Below are 17846 nucleotides of genomic sequence, written 5' to 3' on the forward strand. Positions count from 1 at the left end.
TTAAAACGTTGGCGCTTTGTTTTGTTCAGTTTTCAAAGAGCAATTTAAGTTTGCTGGAGCGGGTGATGAGAATCGAACTCACGACATCAGCTTGGAAGGCTGAGGTTTTACCATTAAACTACACCCGCATATATTTAATAAGTTGAGATGGTCGGGAAGACAGGATTCGAACCTGCGACCCCTTGGTCCCAAACCAAGTGCTCTACCAAGCTGAGCTACTTCCCGTAAAAATATGGCGCGCCCGAAAGGAGTCGAACCCATAACCTTCTGATCCGTAGTCAGACGCTCTATCCAATTGAGCTACGGGCGCATATATAATTGGTGCGGCCGAGAGGACTTGAACCTCCACGGGGTCGCCCCCCACTAGGCCCTCAACCTAGCGCGTCTGCCATTCCGCCACGACCGCAAAGCGACAAATATTATTTTACCATATTACTCGGAAAAATCAACTGGTAATAAATGGTGCGGGTGAAGGGACTTGAACCCCCACGCCTTGCGGCGCCAGATCCTAAGTCTGGTGCGTCTGCCAATTCCGCCACACCCGCAAAACAATATTTTTATGGTGAGCCATGAAGGACTCGAACCTTCGACCCTCTGATTAAAAGTCAGATGCTCTACCGACTGAGCTAATGGCTCATATGGCTGGGCTAGCTGGATTCGAACCAACGCATGACGGAGTCAAAGTCCGTTGCCTTACCGCTTGGCTATAGCCCAATGATATTCCAGAACAGAATTACATAATAACATGCGTTTTATGTGAATGCAAGTCTTAATTAAATAAAATAATGGCGGTCCCGACGGGAATCGAACCCGCGATCTCCTGCGTGACAGGCAGGCATGTTAACCGCTACACCACGGGACCAAAAATGAGCAAAAAAATAAAATGGTGACCCCTACGGGATTCGAACCCGTGTTACCGCCGTGAAAGGGCGGTGTCTTAACCGCTTGACCAAGGGGCCTAACATATTAATAATCTTTCAAAGCATGGCGGAGAAGGAGGGATTTGAACCCTCGCGCCGGTTACCCGACCTACACCCTTAGCAGGGGCGCCTCTTCAGCCTCTTGAGTACTTCCCCAAAATGGCTCCGCAGGTAGGACTCGAACCTACGACCGTTCGGTTAACAGCCGAATGCTCTACCACTGAGCTACTGCGGAATAATTTTAAGTGATTCTACACGCGAATACCTCTTTAAAGAAGGATAATCTCTCATAGACTCTTTAGATTATATAGGGTATTCCATCTAAAGTCAACAAGTTTTTTAATAATCACGATAACTCCAAATGATTAGAGATGCTTTTAGAGATTATCACAAGATTAATTACGTGTCAACTGGTCTAAAAGGGATAGTTTCCCCTTGCATCTTCCGCACACATATTTAGAGGTGTTGATCCTTCTTCTTCTTGTAAATTGCTGACCGCATGAGGTACATTGATATATCCATATGGCACCCGGTTTCCTGGCCTTGGTTGAAGTGAGCGGATTGCAGAATCTAGGAGCACCCACCTCTTGCATCAATTCTTTGAAATCCCGATCTCTATGCTTATAGCCTTTATTTTCAATATGAAGATGATAGTGGCAAAGCTCATGTTTTATGATGCCAATTAGTTCGTCCATCCCCAGTTCCTCAAAATACTTTTTATTTATTTCTATATTATGTGAAATAAGCAGGTACCTTCCTCCTGTAGAACGGAGACGGGGATTAAAAGTTGCATGGTGCCTGAAAAGACGCTGGAAGTATTTTATTGAAATTTCTTCTGTAAGTTGCTGCAGTTGTTGATTATCCATTAACGCGTCCCCCTTACTGGAACATGACAACCCATTATAACATACACTTATTAAACCAATATATCCTCTATGGGGGTTTTTAAAATGCCTGTATGGTTTCAGAACCAAATGATGAGAGCCTACTATGCAAAGGATCGTTATCAAATCAAACTGCTTAACCAGTGCTGGTTCTTTTACCAAAGGAAAATTTAACTTAGTGCCTTCAAATTCTGCACGGCAGAAGGCAGTTAAGTTCGTCAGGTCTATGATCGGTGTGCATAAGATCCCTGTTCTCTAAGTATTTATTCGCAAGAAAAATCGCCGGCCGCTGAAAATTAGACATTAGTACTTGTATTAGCCTGAAAAAAAACCTTGCCCTCCTAATTCACGAGCAAGGTTTTTTCAGTTTATCATTGCGGCGGTAGCATGGTGAGGGCGATCCTTTGTTTTTTCGTGTCTACATTGTCTACCCATACAGTGACAACGTCCCCAACCGAAACGACGTCTAATGGATGCTTCACGAAGTTTTTGCTTAATTTTGAAATATGGACAAGTCCGTCCTGCTTGACTCCAATATCAATAAAAGCACCAAAATCAACAACATTTCTTACCGTCCCCTGAAGTTCCATTCCGCTCGTTAAATCCTCAAGCTTTAAAATGTCCTGTTTCAGCAGAGGCTTAGCCAGTTCATCACGAGGGTCTCTTCCCGGCCGTGTTAATGCTTCTACAATATCTTTGTAAGTAATTTCACCAATACCTAATTCATCTGCCGCTTCACTTATGGGCAGCCTCGCAAGAGCTTCTTTCATTGCTTCGGTTCCCAAATCTGTTGTTGTAAGGCCTATCTTTTTTAGAAGGGCCTTTGCAGCGTCATAGTTTTCTGGATGGATTGAGGTTTGGTCAAGTGGTTCCTGCCCTTGGCTAATTCTGAGAAATCCAATGCATTGTTCGTATGTTTTTGAGCCTAGTCTTGGGATTCCTTTAAGTGCTTTTCTGCTAGTAAATCTGCCTTCTTCTTCCCGCTTCTTTACGATGTTGTGGGCGACCGTCTTCGAAAGCCCTGCTACATATTGAAGCAAGGAAGCGGAAGCTGTGTTTACATTAACTCCTACTTGGTTAACCGCAGTTTCAACTACGAATGTAAGGGATTCTGAAAGTTTTTTCTGGGAAACGTCATGCTGGTATTGTCCAACTCCTACAGACTTTGGATCAATTTTCACCAGTTCAGCAAGCGGGTCCTGAAGACGCCTTGCAATGGAAACCGCACTACGTTCCTCAACCTGAAGAGTCGGGAATTCTTCTCTGGCGATATCAGATGCAGAGTACACGCTCGCACCAGCTTCGTTTACAATGATATAAAATATCTGTTCCTCAAGGCTCTTAAGCGTCTCTGCAACAAATTGCTCCGTTTCCCTGGAAGCTGTTCCATTTCCAATGGCTACAACTTCAACTTTAAACTTTCGAAGCATCTCTACCAGCTTATCTCTTGCTGCTTCCTTTTTGGATACAGGAGGATGTGGATATATAACGCTTATTTCAAGCACTTTTCCTGTATCATCTACTACCGCCAGCTTGCATCCTGTACGGTAAGCAGGATCGACCGCCAAAACCACCTTCCCCTTTAAAGGAGGCTGAAGCAGCAGGTTGCGAAGATTTTCAGAAAAGATATGGATTGCTCTGTCTTCCGCTTTTTCTGTTAGTTCTTTTCTGATTTCCCTCTCTATGGATGGCATTATTAACCGCTTAAAAGCATCTTCTGCCGATTCCCGTACTAGCTCATTAACGATGGAATGGGAGCGCTTTATCACATGGCTTTCTATGTGATTAATAATCGTTTCCGTATGTGGAACAATGGATATACGTAAGATCTCCTCTTTCTCTCCCCTATTAAGAGCGAGGATTCGATGAGGGACGATTTTTTGAACAGGTTCTTCGTATTCGTAGTACATCTCAAATACTTTTTTCTCATCTTGTTCCTCGTTCTTAGCCTGAGAAATAATCTTTCCATTTTTAAAAACCTCAGCCCTTATCCACTGTCTTAAGTTTGCATTATCAGAAATTTGTTCTGCGATGATATCCTTCGCTCCCGCAATAGCGTCTTCAATTGAATGTAGTTCTTTTTCCTCCGACAGATATTTTTCAGCTTCCGCTTCTGGGGACCCCTTATCAGGAAAAGACATGATCCACTCCGAAAAAGGTTCAAGCCCCTTCTCTTTTGCTACTGTAGCCTTCGTTCTTCTTTTCTGTTTATAAGGACGGTATATATCTTCAATTATTTGAAGCTTCTCAGCTTTATGTATCTGGGCTATTAAATCATCCGTTAATTTACCCTGTTCCTCAATAAGCCGAAGCACTTCCTCCTTCCTGCTTTCCAGATTCTCAAGGTAATTCCAGCGGTCCATGATATCCCTTATCTGAACTTCATCAAGTGAGCCGGTTAATTCTTTTCGGTAACGCGCTATGAACGGGACAGTATTTCCATCCTGTAATAGTTGGATTACACTTTGGACCTGGCCAGCTTTTAAGTTCAGTTCAGACGAAATTTTTTTTATCAATAGCTTTAACTGCTCCTCTGCCATGCTTGTTCTTTTCCTCCAAACAATTATTATTTCCTTTTCTTAGTCTATCAAAAGTCCCCGAAGGAATCGAATCCACATTACACTTGCCAAAATCAATTTTTAGGCAAAAAAAGAGACCTTGCTTATAACAGGCCTCCAATAATTAATGTTGTATCATCCGATTTAACCATATCTCTTTCCATTATCATCCGTACATTTTGCTCAAGATAGTGATAAGATTTAAGAGCTGATTTAGCCCCTTGAAGCTGCAATCCATCGGAATGCAGAATAAATTTCGCGTTCGGTTCATAATCAAAGCGCTGAGTATGGTATTTTTGCATTCTTCCTGATAAATACCCTGTGACAGGCAGCGGATAGACCAGTTTGTCCGAAACTGGATTATAGAGAAAGAACCGAATATTCCCCACCGAGCTGTACACGAATTGCTTTGTATCATAATAGACCTTTAAAATTGAGACAGCCGCACCGCGTTTATTTACTAGAACACCATTACAGATTTCCATAAGGACTTCTACCGATTCCATATGGTGGTCCTTTACAATCTCAGTGACAGCATGCGAAGACTCATATGCATGCTTGCCGCTCCCCAAGCCGTCTGCAAGTATGCAGAGAAAGTATTCATTTGTGGAAATGAAATAATAACCATCGCCACAATAGGGCATATCATCCTTTGAAGACTGAGAAGCTATAACCTCAATTTTATCATTGCGCAATATTTCTTTTATCATTGAATAAACTCCGAGTTATTTTCCGCATTGATTGCTTCTTGAAGCTTTTTAATTGCTCGTCTTTGGAGTCGGGAAACATGCATTTGGGAAATGCCAAGCTTTTCACCCGCTTCTTTCTGGCTAAAATTCTCCAAATAGGTGAATTGAATAATCTTCTTTTCTCGGTCACTTAACACATGGAGTACTTTTTCAAGCACAAGGCGCTGATTTACTCTTTCAAAGCCTTCATCCACATTACCAAAAATATCAAGAAGGGTTACTGTTCCGCCGTCAGAATCCGCTTCAATGGAGTGGTCAACGGATAAAGCCTGATAACTCTTGCCCATTTCCATTGCTTCCAGCACTTCTTCTTCGGATACTTCAAGATGTTGGGCTATTTCTTCAATTTTAGGAGACCGGTGCAATGTTGTGGTGAGTTCCTCTACTGTGGTCTTAATTTTGGGTCCAAGTTCCTTAATCCTCCTCGGAACATGGACACTCCATGTTTTATCCCGCAAAAACCGCTTGATCTCTCCAATAATGGTTGGAACTGCAAAAGCTTCAAAGCTTTTTCCAAACGACTCATCATAGCGTCGGATTGCTCCTAGAAGACCAATCATCCCTACTTGAATGATATCTTCTTGATAGGATTTTCCTTTGGAATATTTTCTTGAGATGGTTTCCACTAAACTCTGATAGTGAAGGACCAATTGATTCTGGGCTTCCTCGTCTTGATGCTCCTGGAAAGCTTTAATCCAATCATTCACCTTTTCCCTTGCTGCCTGGTTAGGTTGAGATTGTTTCTGCATCCATCTCCACCTGCTCTCCTTCAACAAACTTGGTCATAAATAGGGTTACCCCTTCATTTTGGTGAATTTTCACTTCATCCATCAGGGATTCAATTAAGTACAGGCCTAAGCCTCCCTCTCGCAAAAACTCTACACTTTGGCCATTTTCGTATGGCCCAAGACCCTGGCGCACCTCATCGAAATCACAGCTTTGGCCGTTGTCCGCTACCATAACCTCAAGGCGATCTTGATATAATCCAAAGCCAATTTTCACTTCGCCTTTTTCATCATCCTTATAAGCGTGCTGAACGGCATTCGTACAAGCTTCACTCGTCGCAATTTTTAGATCTTCGATATCGTCGTAAGAAAATCCCATACGACTGGCGATTCCAGAGAGAGTTAAACGGATGACCCCGATAAACTCCGGCTTTGCAGGTATCTTCATTTCGATGTAATCATAATATTGACTCATTCTAACCCACCCTCTGTATCACTTTTAATATCAATAATATCTGCCAAACCGGTAATTTCAAACAGACGGCGTAAACGCTCAGATAATCCGACCAGGCGAAACTCACCATCATGAGAGCGAATGCTCTTGAACAGACCTACAAAAACACCGAGACCTGTGCTGTCCATGTAGGCAACTTCCGTGAGATCTATCACCATATTAACATTTTCCTTTTCGGACAAAGGAAAAATAGTTTCTCTCAGTTTTGGTGCTGTATACGCGTCAATTTCCCCTTTTACTGATACTCTAACTTGGGAATCTATATCTTTAACATCAATACTAATATTCATCCAATGACCCACCTTATTAATTAATTGCTCTCTATATATACCCGCCCGCTAACGTGCCTAAACTTCTCTCTTGAGAATAATCAGTGTAAAATCATCCCTCAACTGGAAATGCTGAAGTTTTTCTAGCTGCTTATAAATATTATTAACTATTTCCTGAGCACATAAGTGAATATTATTTTGAATATATTGAATCAACGTTTCTCTCTCAATAAATCCCTCTTCGGTCCTGCATTCCGTGACACCGTCCGAAAGTAGGATAATCATGTCACCGGGTTCAACCAATTTTTCATAAGCCCGATATTTTGTTTTCTTATTTACGCCCAGGAGCAAACCTTTAGCATCTAGATCCCGGAACTTTCCTGTAGCTGCTTCATAGTAAAAACCGGGCTCGTGCCCTGCGGAAGCGTAAGAAAAAATATGGTTATGAGGGTTATAAAGTCCGTAAAACATTGTAATAAACATGCTCGGGTCCACATTTTGTTCTACAACACGATTCAAGCTTTCAAGAACATCGCTTGGTGCATTGCCGGTTTCCGGAAGACTGTCCATCGCATATTTAATCATGGACATGCAAAGCGCCGCAGGAATTCCCTTACCGATCACATCCGCTATTGCAACACCGATACACTCATTTTCGTCCTGGACAAAATGGTAATAATCTCCGTTCATATGTTTTGCCGGTACGCTAATAACTCCAATTTCGATTCCGTCAAAATCTGGAATTTTCGTATCAAGCAGCGTGTGCTGGACATTTGTCGCTATTTCCAGCTCCGATTTCAATTCCTGCTGTTCATGGCGAAGGCTTTGATGCTCCCGATACGCATTGCCATACCCTATCATTACCTCTAATAGGAAATCAAGGGAATGCATCACCTTTGCCGGAGTCTCCGGAAAGATATCCATTAAGATGCTTTTATGAAGACTAATTATTTCTTCCGGAGAGACTTTATATTCTATCGTTTTTCGGCTTAACTTTTGCCCCTGATATAAAGCGTTCTCCGTCTGTTCGCTTAAATATGTGGAGAGAGCTTCACGGTACTTTTCTTCCATGGTCTCTCTAAAATCCATATCCTATCCCTCCTACCGGAGCCATTTCGTTGCTTTTATATCAGTCCCTTTCCCAGGTACAGAATCAATATCAAATTCATCCATCAGTCTTTTTACTCCAGGGAGGCCTGCTCCTAATCCGCCTGAAGTGGTATATCCGTCTTCCATTACCTTTCGGATATCCTGGATCCCGGGACCTTCATCAGTAGCGATAATCTTTAACCCTGCTTTATTGCCTTCATATACTTTCTCAATACATACCTTTCCCTGGCCGGCATATAAATATATATTTCTTGCCAGCTCACTTATGGCAGTCGTAATTCTCGCCTGGTCAACCGAGCCGAAACCAAGCTCTTTTGCGACGTTCCTGCCTAATTGGCGGGCTGCCACAATGTCCCATTCGTTAATGATTTTTACACAGGATTGGAATTCCATAAAATTATTCCCCCAATTCCTGTTGTAATTTCTCCAAGCCCTTTTCTAAATCTAATGCTGTCAGGACATCCTCAAGCGTAATTCCCAGCTCGATCAATGTAATGGCCACAGCAGGCTGGATACCCGTAATTACAACTTTCGCTCCCATTAACTTAGACATACTGATGACATCGCCAAGAACCTTTGCAATAAATGAATCAATAAAATCAATGGATGTTAAATCGATAACAACACCATTCGCACTCGTTTCATGGATCTTATGAAGTAAATCCTCCTGGAATTGAAGAGCCGTTGCATCATCGAGCTCCCATTGAATAGACACTAGCAGACAATCATATAGTTTTAAAATCGGGATTCTCACGTTCATTCTTCTACCTCCACAATTTTGCGGTTTGTAATTTCGAGTGCTGCTTCAATTCCTTTTCTCAAAGAATTTTTTGTAATGATTTCATTTAAATTAATGCCCAGATTCACAATTGTCTGTGCAATTTCAGGACGAATACCGCAAAGCATACATTTCGCCCCGACTAAACGGACAGCCTCCGCAGCTTGTATGATATGATGGGCTACCATTGTATCCACCACAGGTACACCGGTAATATCTATCAGGACAACCTCTGAACGGTGTTTGACTACACCCGTCAACAGATTCTCCATTATTTGCTTCGCCCTTTCCGTATCGATTGTGCCAACCAAAGGCATGACCGTTATTTTCTCCAATACAGGAATCAAGGGAGCTGATAATTCTTGAAGGGCAATTTTTTGGAGGGAAACTGTCCGCTCCCATGTTTGAGAATAAATATGGACAATTTCGTTGCTCATTGGAGTTGACCATTTATCAAAATCATACACAATGTCCATTTGATTTTCGGGAGTGATTAAACCATCTTCTTTCATCCCCTCAAAGACAAGCCAATTAAATTCGCGAAGCCCTTCACTTACGAATGTAAGCGGCCAACCAAGGCGTACCACTTTTTCAGCAAAATCGGACAGCTTAGCGATAAACTCATCGTGGTTTCGTTCAACGTTTGTTACAATCATATCGATAAACTCGTTGCTTGTCCGAGTAAACATATGGTCGGATACTTGCTTTATCAGTCTTTCATCGGCTTTTTCTTTCATGCGGTCCATCCATTTTACAAGAATTTCCGCTTGGTTTTCCTTTATATAGTTATAAACCAAATTATCCATAAGTTCCTCCCGTCTTTAGGCAAAAGTTCTGCCTACCTTAACGTCCAACCGAACCGCGCTTAAAACAACCTAATTACCGCTACATAAAAAGTCCGTTTTTATCCATAGTTTAAAATATATAATTCGAGCATGAATTTAATATGGGATAAAAGCAGACAAAAATTCAAAAAAAGAATTAAAATATTTACATATGCCTACTTTCTCACTATAATGTTTTGTTCATATTTTCGTCAAATGATATTAATTCTCCTTTACTATGACCTTTATTTTTTTTCAAACATTTCTTTTTTAGAAATAAGACAAAAAAAAAGCCCTGGCATAAAAGCCAGAGCCGTTGTTTAACCTGGATATCCAGGATGGGTAGATATTATAATATGAGCATCCTAAATAGAATGCCAATTGATAACTCTTTAAAACTCTATGAGTCCTAAACTGATTTGCAGTGCTTCCTGCACCCTTTGCATCATAGCCTCATCGAGATGGGTGATCTTGTCGGTTAAGCGCTGCTTATCAATGGTACGTATTTGTTCTAAAAGAATGACGGAGTCGCGTTCAAATCCGTATTTTTTTGCATTAATCTCCACATGGGTGGGCAGTTTAGCTTTTTGAATCTGCGCAGTAATTGCCGCTACAATGACAGTCGGGCTAAAACGGTTACCGATATCATTCTGAATAATCAGCACCGGGCGGGTTCCACCTTGCTCCGAACCGACAACCGGGGACAGGTCTGCGAAGTATACGTCACCACGCTTAACAACAATCAAGGGATTACCCTCCGCTGACTAATCGTTCAACGCTAGTGTCAGCCTCATACTCTGCAAGGAAGGCTTCAGAAGCAATCGTAAGGTTTATGGCTGCCATTTCAATATAGCCGCGTTTCATCGATTCGCGAAATTCTCTTTTTTTACGTTCGCGAAGATACATTTTAGTCGCACGATAAATAAATTCGCTGCGATTCACATTTTCTTCTCTTACATAACCATCTAACTCGGATAAGAAATTTTGAGGTAAACGAATCAATATCTCTCTTGTTGCGCTGGATTCAGACACAAACATACACCTCCACCATCACTACACACCTTATATCTTCCCTTTTACATATTACCATTAAAAATTGCATATGCAAAGAGTATATTCCAATCTCCGTCCTATTATCAGCCTAAAATGATGATTTTTATGCATGGCTGGAATGATCATACAAAAAAATCAACATCACCCTAATAATTCATTACGCACATTAACCATTTCACCATTTTTGAAATAAACACGAGGAATTCGTTCTGAAAGCATGCAAACAACCTCGTAATTAATTGTACCGATTTTCTTTGCTATTTCATCTGCTGATATATATAAATCTCCTGTTCCGCCCATTAAAGTCACTTCTGTGCCAACTGGCAGCTTTGCCGGGAGCATAATCATACATTGGTCCATGCAGACCCTTCCCACTATCGGGACCCGCCTTCCTCCAGCAATAACTTCCTGGCCCTGAAGCTTCCGGGTCCAGCCATCCGCATACCCGATAGGAAGCGTGCCGATCCACTCCCCTTGTTGCGCCGTATAGGTCGCACCGTAGCTGACACTTTCTCCTGCTTCTATTCGTTTTACATGAACCAGCTTCGTTTTGAGGGATAAAGCCTGCTTTAGGGAAAATGGGAGCAATCCCTTTATATCCGCAGAAGGAGATAACCCGTACATTGAGATTCCCATTCTTACCATGTTCACGGCCGGGTCATCAAACCTTAGGGCCGCCGCACTGTTATCTGAATGTATCAATTCAGGCAATTTATTCAGCCACTCCAGCATTTCCTTAAACCTGCTCATTTGTTTGGAATAAAAGCTTACATCGAGCTCGTCCGCTGTAGCAAAATGGGTATAAATCCCTTCAGTGTAAAAAAATTCACTTTGTTCCAGCATTTTTTCCGTTTCACATAGTTCCTCTTTTGTACGTACTCCAAGTCGCCCCATACCTGTATCACATTTTAGATGGACCTTTAATACATATTCGGTACGTTTTAAAGCCTCTTCTGCCGCAACAATCCAATCGGCCCTGAATACTGTAATTGTGACATCATGTTTAGCGGCCAATGGAGCATCCTCTGGTCTTATCGCTCCCAATACCAATATCGGAGCTTCAATGCCTTTCTTCCTCAAAGCTAGAGCTTCATCCAATATGGCAACAGCCAACATTTCAGCCCCAGCGTCCAGTGCTGCCGAAGCAACCTGAAAATCACCATGACCATATGCATTCGCCTTGACGACCGCCAGAAGCCGTTTTCGTGCAGGAAGATGATTTCTCATTTTTACAATATTATGAGTTATATGATCCAAGTTAATCTCTGCCCAAGTATCTCTATGAAATGTCTCCACATCCAACCCCCAACACATCCCTTTCGCAAAAACTTATCTATAGCTTCTATTATAATCAAAAAAATAAAGGGAGGCAGGACTTGTATGATTTTGTAATAAACTAACATTTATAGTTGACCCACATCGAGAAAAAAGGAACGTCGACTAAGTTCTGACACGTCCTGTGCCAAACGTCGACGCCAGCACATTTCCTTGTAGAGGATGAACGGCTAAGTTGGCCACGTCCTCACAAAGCTGTCGCTTTGTTCTGTGCGATGTATCGCTGCCGAGGCATTCCTTGTCCTGTGGCGATGCCGGCACTAGAACGTCCTGTGCGTCAGGGCTTTATTTTACTCCGTAAAAAAAGTTGTTGGGCGCTGGAGCTAGACATCTGAACTTGTTAAAAAAGTTGTACGTATACTGCCTATATAAGAGCACGGAACTGCCAAAAGGTACTCTTATAAAGATGGCTGCGCACAATTTTTTATATCTTTAAAAAGAGCCCTGTCATCACTTTTCAGACAGGGCCCACTTCTGGTTTTATTGCTTTTATGGATAACCTGCTATTTTACAGGCATTCCTTGTACGGATCGAGCAACTGTTACCATCTCTTCCGGTGTCAAATCCTCAGATGCAATCGTATAGTCAACTCCATCATAAGTCCAGCTGATAGTCCTGTCAGAAAGTGCACCGATTGTGTAGCCTAAATCAACCGGATTACCCTTTATATTTGTAGGCACAAGCGCTGTTTCAACAACTTCAGCCTTCTCTTGGACAAGTGTAAAATTCTTTTCTCCTTCATACGTTAACACAAATCGTTTACCGCCTTCTAGTTTCATTTCCTTCTCTTCTGTCAGCTTTACACCCTTCAGCTCAGCGACCGGATACTTAACCGTGAAACCTTCATCCTTTACTTCGCCCATAACCGGCAATTCAAGCTGTGCCCCTGTCATGTTCTTCTTCATATCAAACGCATCTTTATCAAAAGAAGAATTGAATTTAACATTAGAGAATTCCACTGTAACCAAGGCGTTTCGATCCGTATCCATAACCTTTACACTTACAGGGGATAAATCTTTTTTATTCAAAGTGATTTCTTGAACAGGCAGCATCTTATTGTTTTGGTACCTTGTCTTTGTTTCAAATACATAATGCTTCTCGGTTGCTTTAAACATTAAATTTTTATCTTCGATAATATCCTGCACCAAGGATTCATACAAATATGCCTGACTGCTATTTTCCGGCCACTCGCTTTCGAACTTAAAGCTTTTGTTTAAGGCCGGCGTCAAGACATAAACTCCTTCATCATTGCGCAGAATCATCTGGCTTTGATCCTTTTGGGCGTTTTTCAGATTAACACGATAAAATTTAGGATCCTTATGCCATATTTCCACATCATACACCTGCGGGTCAGTGCCCATTTTAAGGGTCATTTTAGCATTAGCCTTGTATCCCTTCATATCAGACAGCTTTTCATCCAGTGCACTTACAACATCATCTTGCGATTTTTGTCCACAGGCAGCTAGTGCAAGCACCATCAAGACCCCTGCAAAAAGCACCAATAACTTCTTCATCTTTTCATCCCCTTTTTGTCATTTGAACGTAAAAGGGAGAGGGTGGTACTTTTTACCGGGCCTGTCTCCCTATAGCACTATGATTATATGAGGCAGCCTGTACAAATATGTCCAGGGGATGACAAGCTTTTTTAGAAATTATGGCTCTTACTCAATTTCTTCAATGACTACCTGTGCGGCCGCATATTCTCTGCTGTGGGTAATGGTTAGATGAACCCCTTTAGAAAATGGCTTTGACACATATGGTTTCCCTTTGCCGTCAGTGCAAATTTCAATATCCAGAAAAGAAACTTCTGAACCGATTCCTGTTCCATAAGCCTTCGAAAAAGCCTCCTTCGCTGCAAACCTCCCAGCGAGAAATTCTATCTTTCTTCCTTCACTCAGCTCGGAATACCTTTCACGTTCTTGATTAGTAAGGATTTTATCCGCAAATCTGGGCTGCCGTTTTATCAGCATCTCCATCCGTTTCATTTCAAGAATATCCATTCCGATTCCTTTAATCATCGCACTCAACCTTCTAACTTAATTTTTTATAGCATATAGCTAATTGTACAAACTTTTTTTATACTAAGAAAAGCGGATGCGCCCATTTAAAAGGAACGGCGACTAAGTTCCGGCAGGGTTGAAATTTAAAGCCATTTCAACCTCCGTCCTGTGCCAAACATCGACGCAAGCACATCGCGTGCAAGTCCGACAAGCATAAGACAAGTGATGACAGAAGGCTCTTTTTACCTTCTAGACATCTTTTCTTATTAAAAAAGCTATACTTCTTATCTAATACAAAATCACAAGAGCCCTGATTACCTGCCAAGCTCCGTTAACTCGGGAATTATTCCTGAAGAAGTTAACCTTACATTGTTTATAAAAGGATGATCATTTTGTTTACAAGGACTGAATCATTTCAGCAATTTATTAAATTCTACCCGGCTGTAACTATTTTCGCGGGGATAATCTTAATTGCTTTTTTGCTTACATCCTCTTGGTACCTCCCCGGCCATTTTTTCTTTGAAAAGCTTGCGGGGGTAAACCTATATATTGCACAAGGAGAATATTGGCGGCTGATCACACCCATTTTTGTTCACAGTTCATTTAGCCACCTGTTATTTAACGCTTTCTCACTCGTTATATTTGGCCCTGCCCTTGAGAGAATAACTGGGAGCTTCCTGTTTTCTTTGTTTTTCCTGGCTGCCGGTCTGGCCGCTAATGCCGCGACCTACCTGATCCAACCCTTAACGTATACCCATGTTGGCGCGAGCGGGGCAATTTATGGCATACTTGGCTTTTTCCTATTTCTTGTCTTACTAAAGAAAGATCGGCTTTCTAAACAAAACTCCCAAACGATTCTTACTCTTGTAGCGGTTGGGTTGATTATGACGTTCATCCAGCCGCAAATCAATGTTTTGGGCCATCTTGGGGGGCTCACTGCCGGATTCCTGCTCGCACCTGCATTTCTTTATATAGCTAAAGAAGAACGAAGATAATAGGCAAAAACACTTAATTCGAAGTGGGATTTAATATTATTTTCCCACCTTATCCCTATACAAAAACCTTGTCAGCTGACAAGGTTTTTCATTACCTCTTTAGAGAAAACCACTGTTTAATATCTTCCGCGTCCTGCAGTTCCAAGTCAACAACCCTTCCTGCCCTCGGGCCCAAACCTGATTTAATAGTAGCAGAAATTGTGGCAAGCTGTTTCCTCCCCTGGAACCAGCTATTGTTAGACTCAAGGACTTGTATCCGCCTTTTTTTAACAAATAACGTTTCTTGTGATAAAAAACGGTATCGCAAAAGCAGCTGATCTCCGGTAATGGACCACCCTCCCGAACGGTAGCAAAGATATGCCCAGCCAGCGCTTAGAGGCAAAAGGAGGATAGCCGCATAGCCCCAAGGCCTAAGAAATAGCAGGCATCCTGCTACGACAGGAAGCACAATGATCCATTGCCTGAATAAATAGCGCAAAAATGCACGTTGAGGAAGCTCTGCCATACCTTCACCTGTTTCAAACTCAGGGACAAACTCCTTTAAAAGCAGCGCAACCCTTCCTTTTTTTATCAATGGAAAAAGCATCACTTGGGAGTTTTCCTTATCCATTACGGAACCGCCTGCATATTCGACTATCACACTGGCGAATCCCAGCGGCTGTCGAATGATATTTTCAGTAATCCTGATCCCCTGGATTTTCTTAAGCGGGATAGTAAGCTGCCGTCGCTCCATCAGCCCTCTCGAAATGATTAACTCATCCTCTGTTTTTTTCACAGTAAAAAATGCATACTTCATTACAATACCAGCTGTAGCGATAATATACGCGATCAAAAGCCCGGCAATCACGGCGAGAATAATGAAAAGGATTCCCGTTTGGACAAACTGCCCCAATCCTTTGAAAATCCTTTTGTATGGGATCATTTCTTCAAACTGACTAAAGAATGCCATTGCGCCTGAAAAAACAACTCCCACTCCCCCGGAAGTGGCCGCCATCAGAAATAGCTCCTTGAATGGCATCTGAAATACCCTGTGCGGGATTTCCCTTTCTGATTCACCATCAGCTTCATCTATATCATTGAGGTCCATTAACCTTCTTTTCTTTTCTTCTGATAAAACAAGCATGATTTCATCCGCTTCTTGTTTGGTTATTGCGGATAATACAGCATCGGCTTGGTCTGCCCCACTTGAACCGGCTGTTTCCACTTTTAGCTGTACTAAGCCAAATAGGCGCTGCAGAATCCCTTCCGATACATCAATGCTCTGAATTCTTTCAAATCTTATATATCGTTTTTTTCTAATAAAAACTCCTGATTCAAGCCGAAGCTCTCCCTCTTCAATCCGGTAAGTGAATCTCATCCAGGAAAGTACCCCAAGAGCAAAAATGGTAATCAGGACAACAGGAGCCAGATATAATTCAATAAAGTCCCATTTGGAATCCCGGTTCCCTCCGAACACAAAAAAGATGATTATAGGGAGGATTGCTTCCTTTAAAGTTCGCAATGAATGGGAGACAGCAGCAACTGGATGAAGTCTTTTTGGTTCAGACATCTTCTTCCTCCACTTTCGCCAGTGTTGAAATAAAATACCTAATGTCATCTGCTTCAGCCGTATCCAAGGCTGGAATCTCATGGGAGGTAGCAGCCGTCGATACCACGACTGTAGCGAGGTCATACCTTCTTAAAACCGGCCCTTGTTTAGTATCAACATGCTGGACCCGGCTCATCGGCACCAGGGTTCGCTTAATGATTATAAGCCCGCTTTGTATCTCAATTTCTGACTCCCTCACCTCATATCTCCACCTTTTCCATCTGATTGAAGGGATGAGAAATATAAATAAATAGGTGTGTGCGATAGACATAATTACAAGAGCTGCCCAAATCAAATTCGGCCAGTCAAAGAAATATGTTAAAACCGCAACTGCTATCGTGATGACCCAACCAAACAAAGAAGTAAAAAACCCCGTTATTCGCCAGACCTTTAATGCATTATCTGAAATCCTGTTTTTTGGTTCCAAAACACAGCTTCCTCTCACAAAGAATAGCAACAGTTCTAACAAAGTATACTACAATATGAAATTAGCAAAAACTGTTAACAGCAGTTTTTAAAATAAAATTAAAAAAGCCAGGCATGGCTGGCGTCTGGATTATCTTCTTTTAGGTTATATAAAAGCTTGCTCCTCCAACAATTTCAACTCCAGGTTCCTTCCCGAGATCTTCCATTAACGCAAATAATGCATTATCCTTATGCTTCGCCTCAATCATTACATCTACTTGGGGGACACTGCCCTTTATCCCGTTTATTAACTTCATAAAGCTTTTAACATTAATAAAATCTGCATGGGCCCTAAATTCCTTTTCAGATTTCGGGCTTGAAATGTGAACCTTTATAGGCAGCTGAGAATTCCTCCAAGTGTCCACTACTCTTGTCCAATCCTCTTCCCAGCTGGGTTCCTCTTCAGAATTTGCAAGATGATGATGGTAATCGAATACTAGGGGTATGCCAATCTTTTCACAAAGATAAAGAGTATCTCTAAGATTGAATGTCGTGTCATCATTTTCCAGCATTATTAACTTTTGCAAAGATACCGGCACTAATCCCCAGTTATGAATAAATTGCTCCAATGCCTTTTCTTTGTCGTTATAACTGCCTCCCACATGTAAAACACAGCGGTGTTCAGGTGTTATTCCCATTCCTTTTAAAAGGGCTTTATGCATCTTTAATGTTTTTAGCGAAACCTGGAAAGCATCTGTATTTTTAGTATTCAGCACAACAAAGTGGTCCGGATGAAAATCCACGCGCATGTCCGGATGTTCGTTTAAATAAGAGGCAATATTGCCAAGGCTGTCTTTAAGCGGCTTGATATAATCCCAGTCAGGAAGATCCGGGTGATTTGCCATAGGAATCAATTTTGAGCTCAGCCGAAAAAACTCAATGCCGTGCACTGCATTATGCCGCAGTAGCCGAAGACAGTTAGTTACATTCGAGGCCGCTATTCTTTCCAATTTGGCAATGGCTGCTTCCCTGTCTTTTAGCTTTGAAAATTGCGTATAAGTCATCGTTTGGGAAGGAGAACTGTTTTTCACATTCATACTCATTGCCACATATCCAAGACGGACTAACATCATCTTTCC

At 41.9% G+C, this 17846-nt stretch carries 20 protein-coding genes and 11 tRNA genes; 2 read left to right on the top strand and 29 right to left on the bottom strand.

Annotation, left to right across the window (positions count from 1 at the left end; translation table 11 throughout):
- Positions 1-54: 54 nt before the first annotated feature.
- The 12 genes from D0469_RS14930 to D0469_RS14985 form a co-directional block, all read right to left on the bottom strand.
- A tRNA-Gly gene (locus tag D0469_RS14930) sits at positions 55-128 on the bottom strand.
- A 20-nt stretch (positions 129-148) separates the two neighbouring features.
- A tRNA-Pro gene (locus tag D0469_RS14935) sits at positions 149-225 on the bottom strand.
- A gap of 8 nt (positions 226-233) precedes the next feature.
- A tRNA-Arg gene (locus D0469_RS14940) sits at positions 234-310 on the bottom strand.
- Positions 311-319: 9 nt separating this feature from the next.
- Positions 320-406, bottom strand: a tRNA-Leu gene (locus tag D0469_RS14945).
- Between the two features lie 54 nt (positions 407-460).
- A tRNA-Leu gene (locus tag D0469_RS14950) sits at positions 461-545 on the bottom strand.
- A gap of 15 nt (positions 546-560) precedes the next feature.
- A tRNA-Lys gene (locus D0469_RS14955) sits at positions 561-636 on the bottom strand.
- A gap of 3 nt (positions 637-639) precedes the next feature.
- A tRNA-Gln gene (locus tag D0469_RS14960) sits at positions 640-714 on the bottom strand.
- A gap of 72 nt (positions 715-786) precedes the next feature.
- Positions 787-862: transfer RNA gene (locus tag D0469_RS14965), tRNA-Asp, on the bottom strand.
- A 22-nt stretch (positions 863-884) separates the two neighbouring features.
- Positions 885-959 (bottom strand) — tRNA-Glu (locus D0469_RS14970).
- Between the two features lie 26 nt (positions 960-985).
- Positions 986-1076, bottom strand: a tRNA-Ser gene (locus tag D0469_RS14975).
- 4 nt (positions 1077-1080) lie between these two features.
- Positions 1081-1155, bottom strand: a tRNA-Asn gene (locus tag D0469_RS14980).
- A gap of 160 nt (positions 1156-1315) precedes the next feature.
- Positions 1316-1786 (bottom strand): SprT family protein, encoded by a 471-nt coding sequence (locus D0469_RS14985; RefSeq protein ID WP_117327540.1) that lies wholly within the window; start codon positions 1784-1786, stop codon positions 1316-1318.
- An 84-nt stretch (positions 1787-1870) separates the two neighbouring features.
- Between D0469_RS14985 and cmpA the strand changes: the two genes are divergently transcribed.
- A complete protein-coding gene (cmpA, locus tag D0469_RS14990) occupies positions 1871-1978 on the top strand; it encodes a cortex morphogenetic protein CmpA (protein ID WP_117327541.1) in 108 nt (35 codons plus the stop codon).
- 197 nt (positions 1979-2175) lie between these two features.
- On the opposite strand, the gene D0469_RS14995 is transcribed toward cmpA, so the two are convergent.
- The 14 genes from D0469_RS14995 to acpS form a co-directional block, all read right to left on the bottom strand.
- Positions 2176-4344, bottom strand: a complete 2169-nt coding sequence (locus tag D0469_RS14995; protein WP_117327542.1) for a Tex family protein — start codon at positions 4342-4344, stop codon at positions 2176-2178.
- 122 nt (positions 4345-4466) lie between these two features.
- Positions 4467-5072: a SpoIIE family protein phosphatase gene (locus tag D0469_RS15000; RefSeq protein WP_117327543.1), complete on the bottom strand. Its 606-nt coding sequence runs from the start codon at positions 5070-5072 to the stop codon at positions 4467-4469.
- Positions 5069-5860, bottom strand: a complete 792-nt coding sequence (gene sigB / locus D0469_RS15005; protein ID WP_117327544.1) for an RNA polymerase sigma factor SigB — start codon at positions 5858-5860, stop codon at positions 5069-5071. Before sigB ends, D0469_RS15000 begins: the two co-directional genes overlap by 4 nt.
- Positions 5838-6311 (bottom strand): anti-sigma B factor RsbW, encoded by a 474-nt coding sequence (gene rsbW / locus D0469_RS15010; RefSeq protein ID WP_117327545.1) that lies wholly within the window; start codon positions 6309-6311, stop codon positions 5838-5840. Before rsbW ends, sigB begins: the two co-directional genes overlap by 23 nt.
- Complete coding sequence (locus tag D0469_RS15015) at positions 6308-6640, bottom strand: anti-sigma factor antagonist (protein ID WP_117327546.1); 333 nt, start codon at positions 6638-6640, stop codon at positions 6308-6310. The genes rsbW and D0469_RS15015 overlap by 4 nt, the downstream gene beginning before the upstream one ends.
- Before the next feature lie 57 nt (positions 6641-6697).
- Entirely contained in the window at positions 6698-7708 is a 1011-nt protein-coding gene (locus D0469_RS15020; RefSeq protein WP_117327547.1) for a PP2C family protein-serine/threonine phosphatase, read from the bottom strand.
- A gap of 12 nt (positions 7709-7720) precedes the next feature.
- Positions 7721-8122 carry an anti-sigma regulatory factor gene (locus D0469_RS15025; protein WP_117327548.1) on the bottom strand — a complete coding sequence of 134 codons (402 nt, stop codon included), beginning with the start codon at positions 8120-8122 and terminating at the stop codon, positions 7721-7723.
- A gap of 4 nt (positions 8123-8126) precedes the next feature.
- Entirely contained in the window at positions 8127-8489 is a 363-nt protein-coding gene (locus D0469_RS15030) for an STAS domain-containing protein (RefSeq protein ID WP_180954253.1), read from the bottom strand.
- The gene (locus D0469_RS15035) at positions 8486-9313 is read right to left on the bottom strand and encodes an RsbT co-antagonist protein RsbRA (RefSeq protein WP_117327549.1); all 828 of its coding nucleotides are present in this window, start codon (positions 9311-9313) and stop codon (positions 8486-8488) included. Before D0469_RS15035 ends, D0469_RS15030 begins: the two co-directional genes overlap by 4 nt.
- 410 nt (positions 9314-9723) lie before the next feature.
- Complete coding sequence (locus tag D0469_RS15040) at positions 9724-10074, bottom strand: type II toxin-antitoxin system PemK/MazF family toxin (protein WP_117327575.1); 351 nt, start codon at positions 10072-10074, stop codon at positions 9724-9726.
- 7 nt (positions 10075-10081) lie between these two features.
- Positions 10082-10363, bottom strand: a complete 282-nt coding sequence (locus D0469_RS15045) for a CopG family ribbon-helix-helix protein (RefSeq protein ID WP_101596000.1) — start codon at positions 10361-10363, stop codon at positions 10082-10084.
- A gap of 162 nt (positions 10364-10525) precedes the next feature.
- Positions 10526-11680: an alanine racemase gene (gene alr / locus D0469_RS15050; protein ID WP_117327550.1), complete on the bottom strand. Its 1155-nt coding sequence runs from the start codon at positions 11678-11680 to the stop codon at positions 10526-10528.
- Between the two features lie 542 nt (positions 11681-12222).
- The gene (locus tag D0469_RS15055) at positions 12223-13233 is read right to left on the bottom strand and encodes a LolA family protein (RefSeq protein ID WP_117327551.1); all 1011 of its coding nucleotides are present in this window, start codon (positions 13231-13233) and stop codon (positions 12223-12225) included.
- Positions 13234-13380: 147 nt separating this feature from the next.
- A complete protein-coding gene (gene acpS, locus D0469_RS15060) occupies positions 13381-13737 on the bottom strand; it encodes a holo-ACP synthase (protein ID WP_117327552.1) in 357 nt (118 codons plus the stop codon).
- A 374-nt stretch (positions 13738-14111) separates the two neighbouring features.
- Here acpS and D0469_RS15065 point away from each other — a divergent pair, with 374 nt between their 5' ends.
- The gene (locus D0469_RS15065) at positions 14112-14714 is read left to right on the top strand and encodes a rhomboid family intramembrane serine protease (RefSeq protein ID WP_117327553.1); all 603 of its coding nucleotides are present in this window, start codon (positions 14112-14114) and stop codon (positions 14712-14714) included.
- Between the two features lie 91 nt (positions 14715-14805).
- Here the strand turns inward: D0469_RS15065 and D0469_RS15070 are convergent, their stop codons facing one another.
- The 3 genes from D0469_RS15070 to uvsE form a co-directional block, all read right to left on the bottom strand.
- Positions 14806-16263: a PH domain-containing protein gene (locus tag D0469_RS15070; RefSeq protein WP_117327554.1), complete on the bottom strand. Its 1458-nt coding sequence runs from the start codon at positions 16261-16263 to the stop codon at positions 14806-14808.
- Positions 16256-16729, bottom strand: a complete 474-nt coding sequence (locus D0469_RS15075) for a PH domain-containing protein (RefSeq protein WP_233523079.1) — start codon at positions 16727-16729, stop codon at positions 16256-16258. Before D0469_RS15075 ends, D0469_RS15070 begins: the two co-directional genes overlap by 8 nt.
- A 139-nt stretch (positions 16730-16868) precedes the next feature.
- Positions 16869-17840, bottom strand: coding sequence for a UV DNA damage repair endonuclease UvsE (gene uvsE, locus D0469_RS15080; RefSeq protein ID WP_117327555.1), 972 nt, complete (start codon positions 17838-17840; stop codon positions 16869-16871).
- Positions 17841-17846: the final 6 nt, after the last annotated feature.

Origin of the sequence: Peribacillus saganii (assembly GCF_003429095.1) — a bacterium.
In the GTDB taxonomy this organism is placed as follows: Bacteria; Bacillota; Bacilli; order Bacillales; family DSM-1321; genus Peribacillus; species Peribacillus saganii.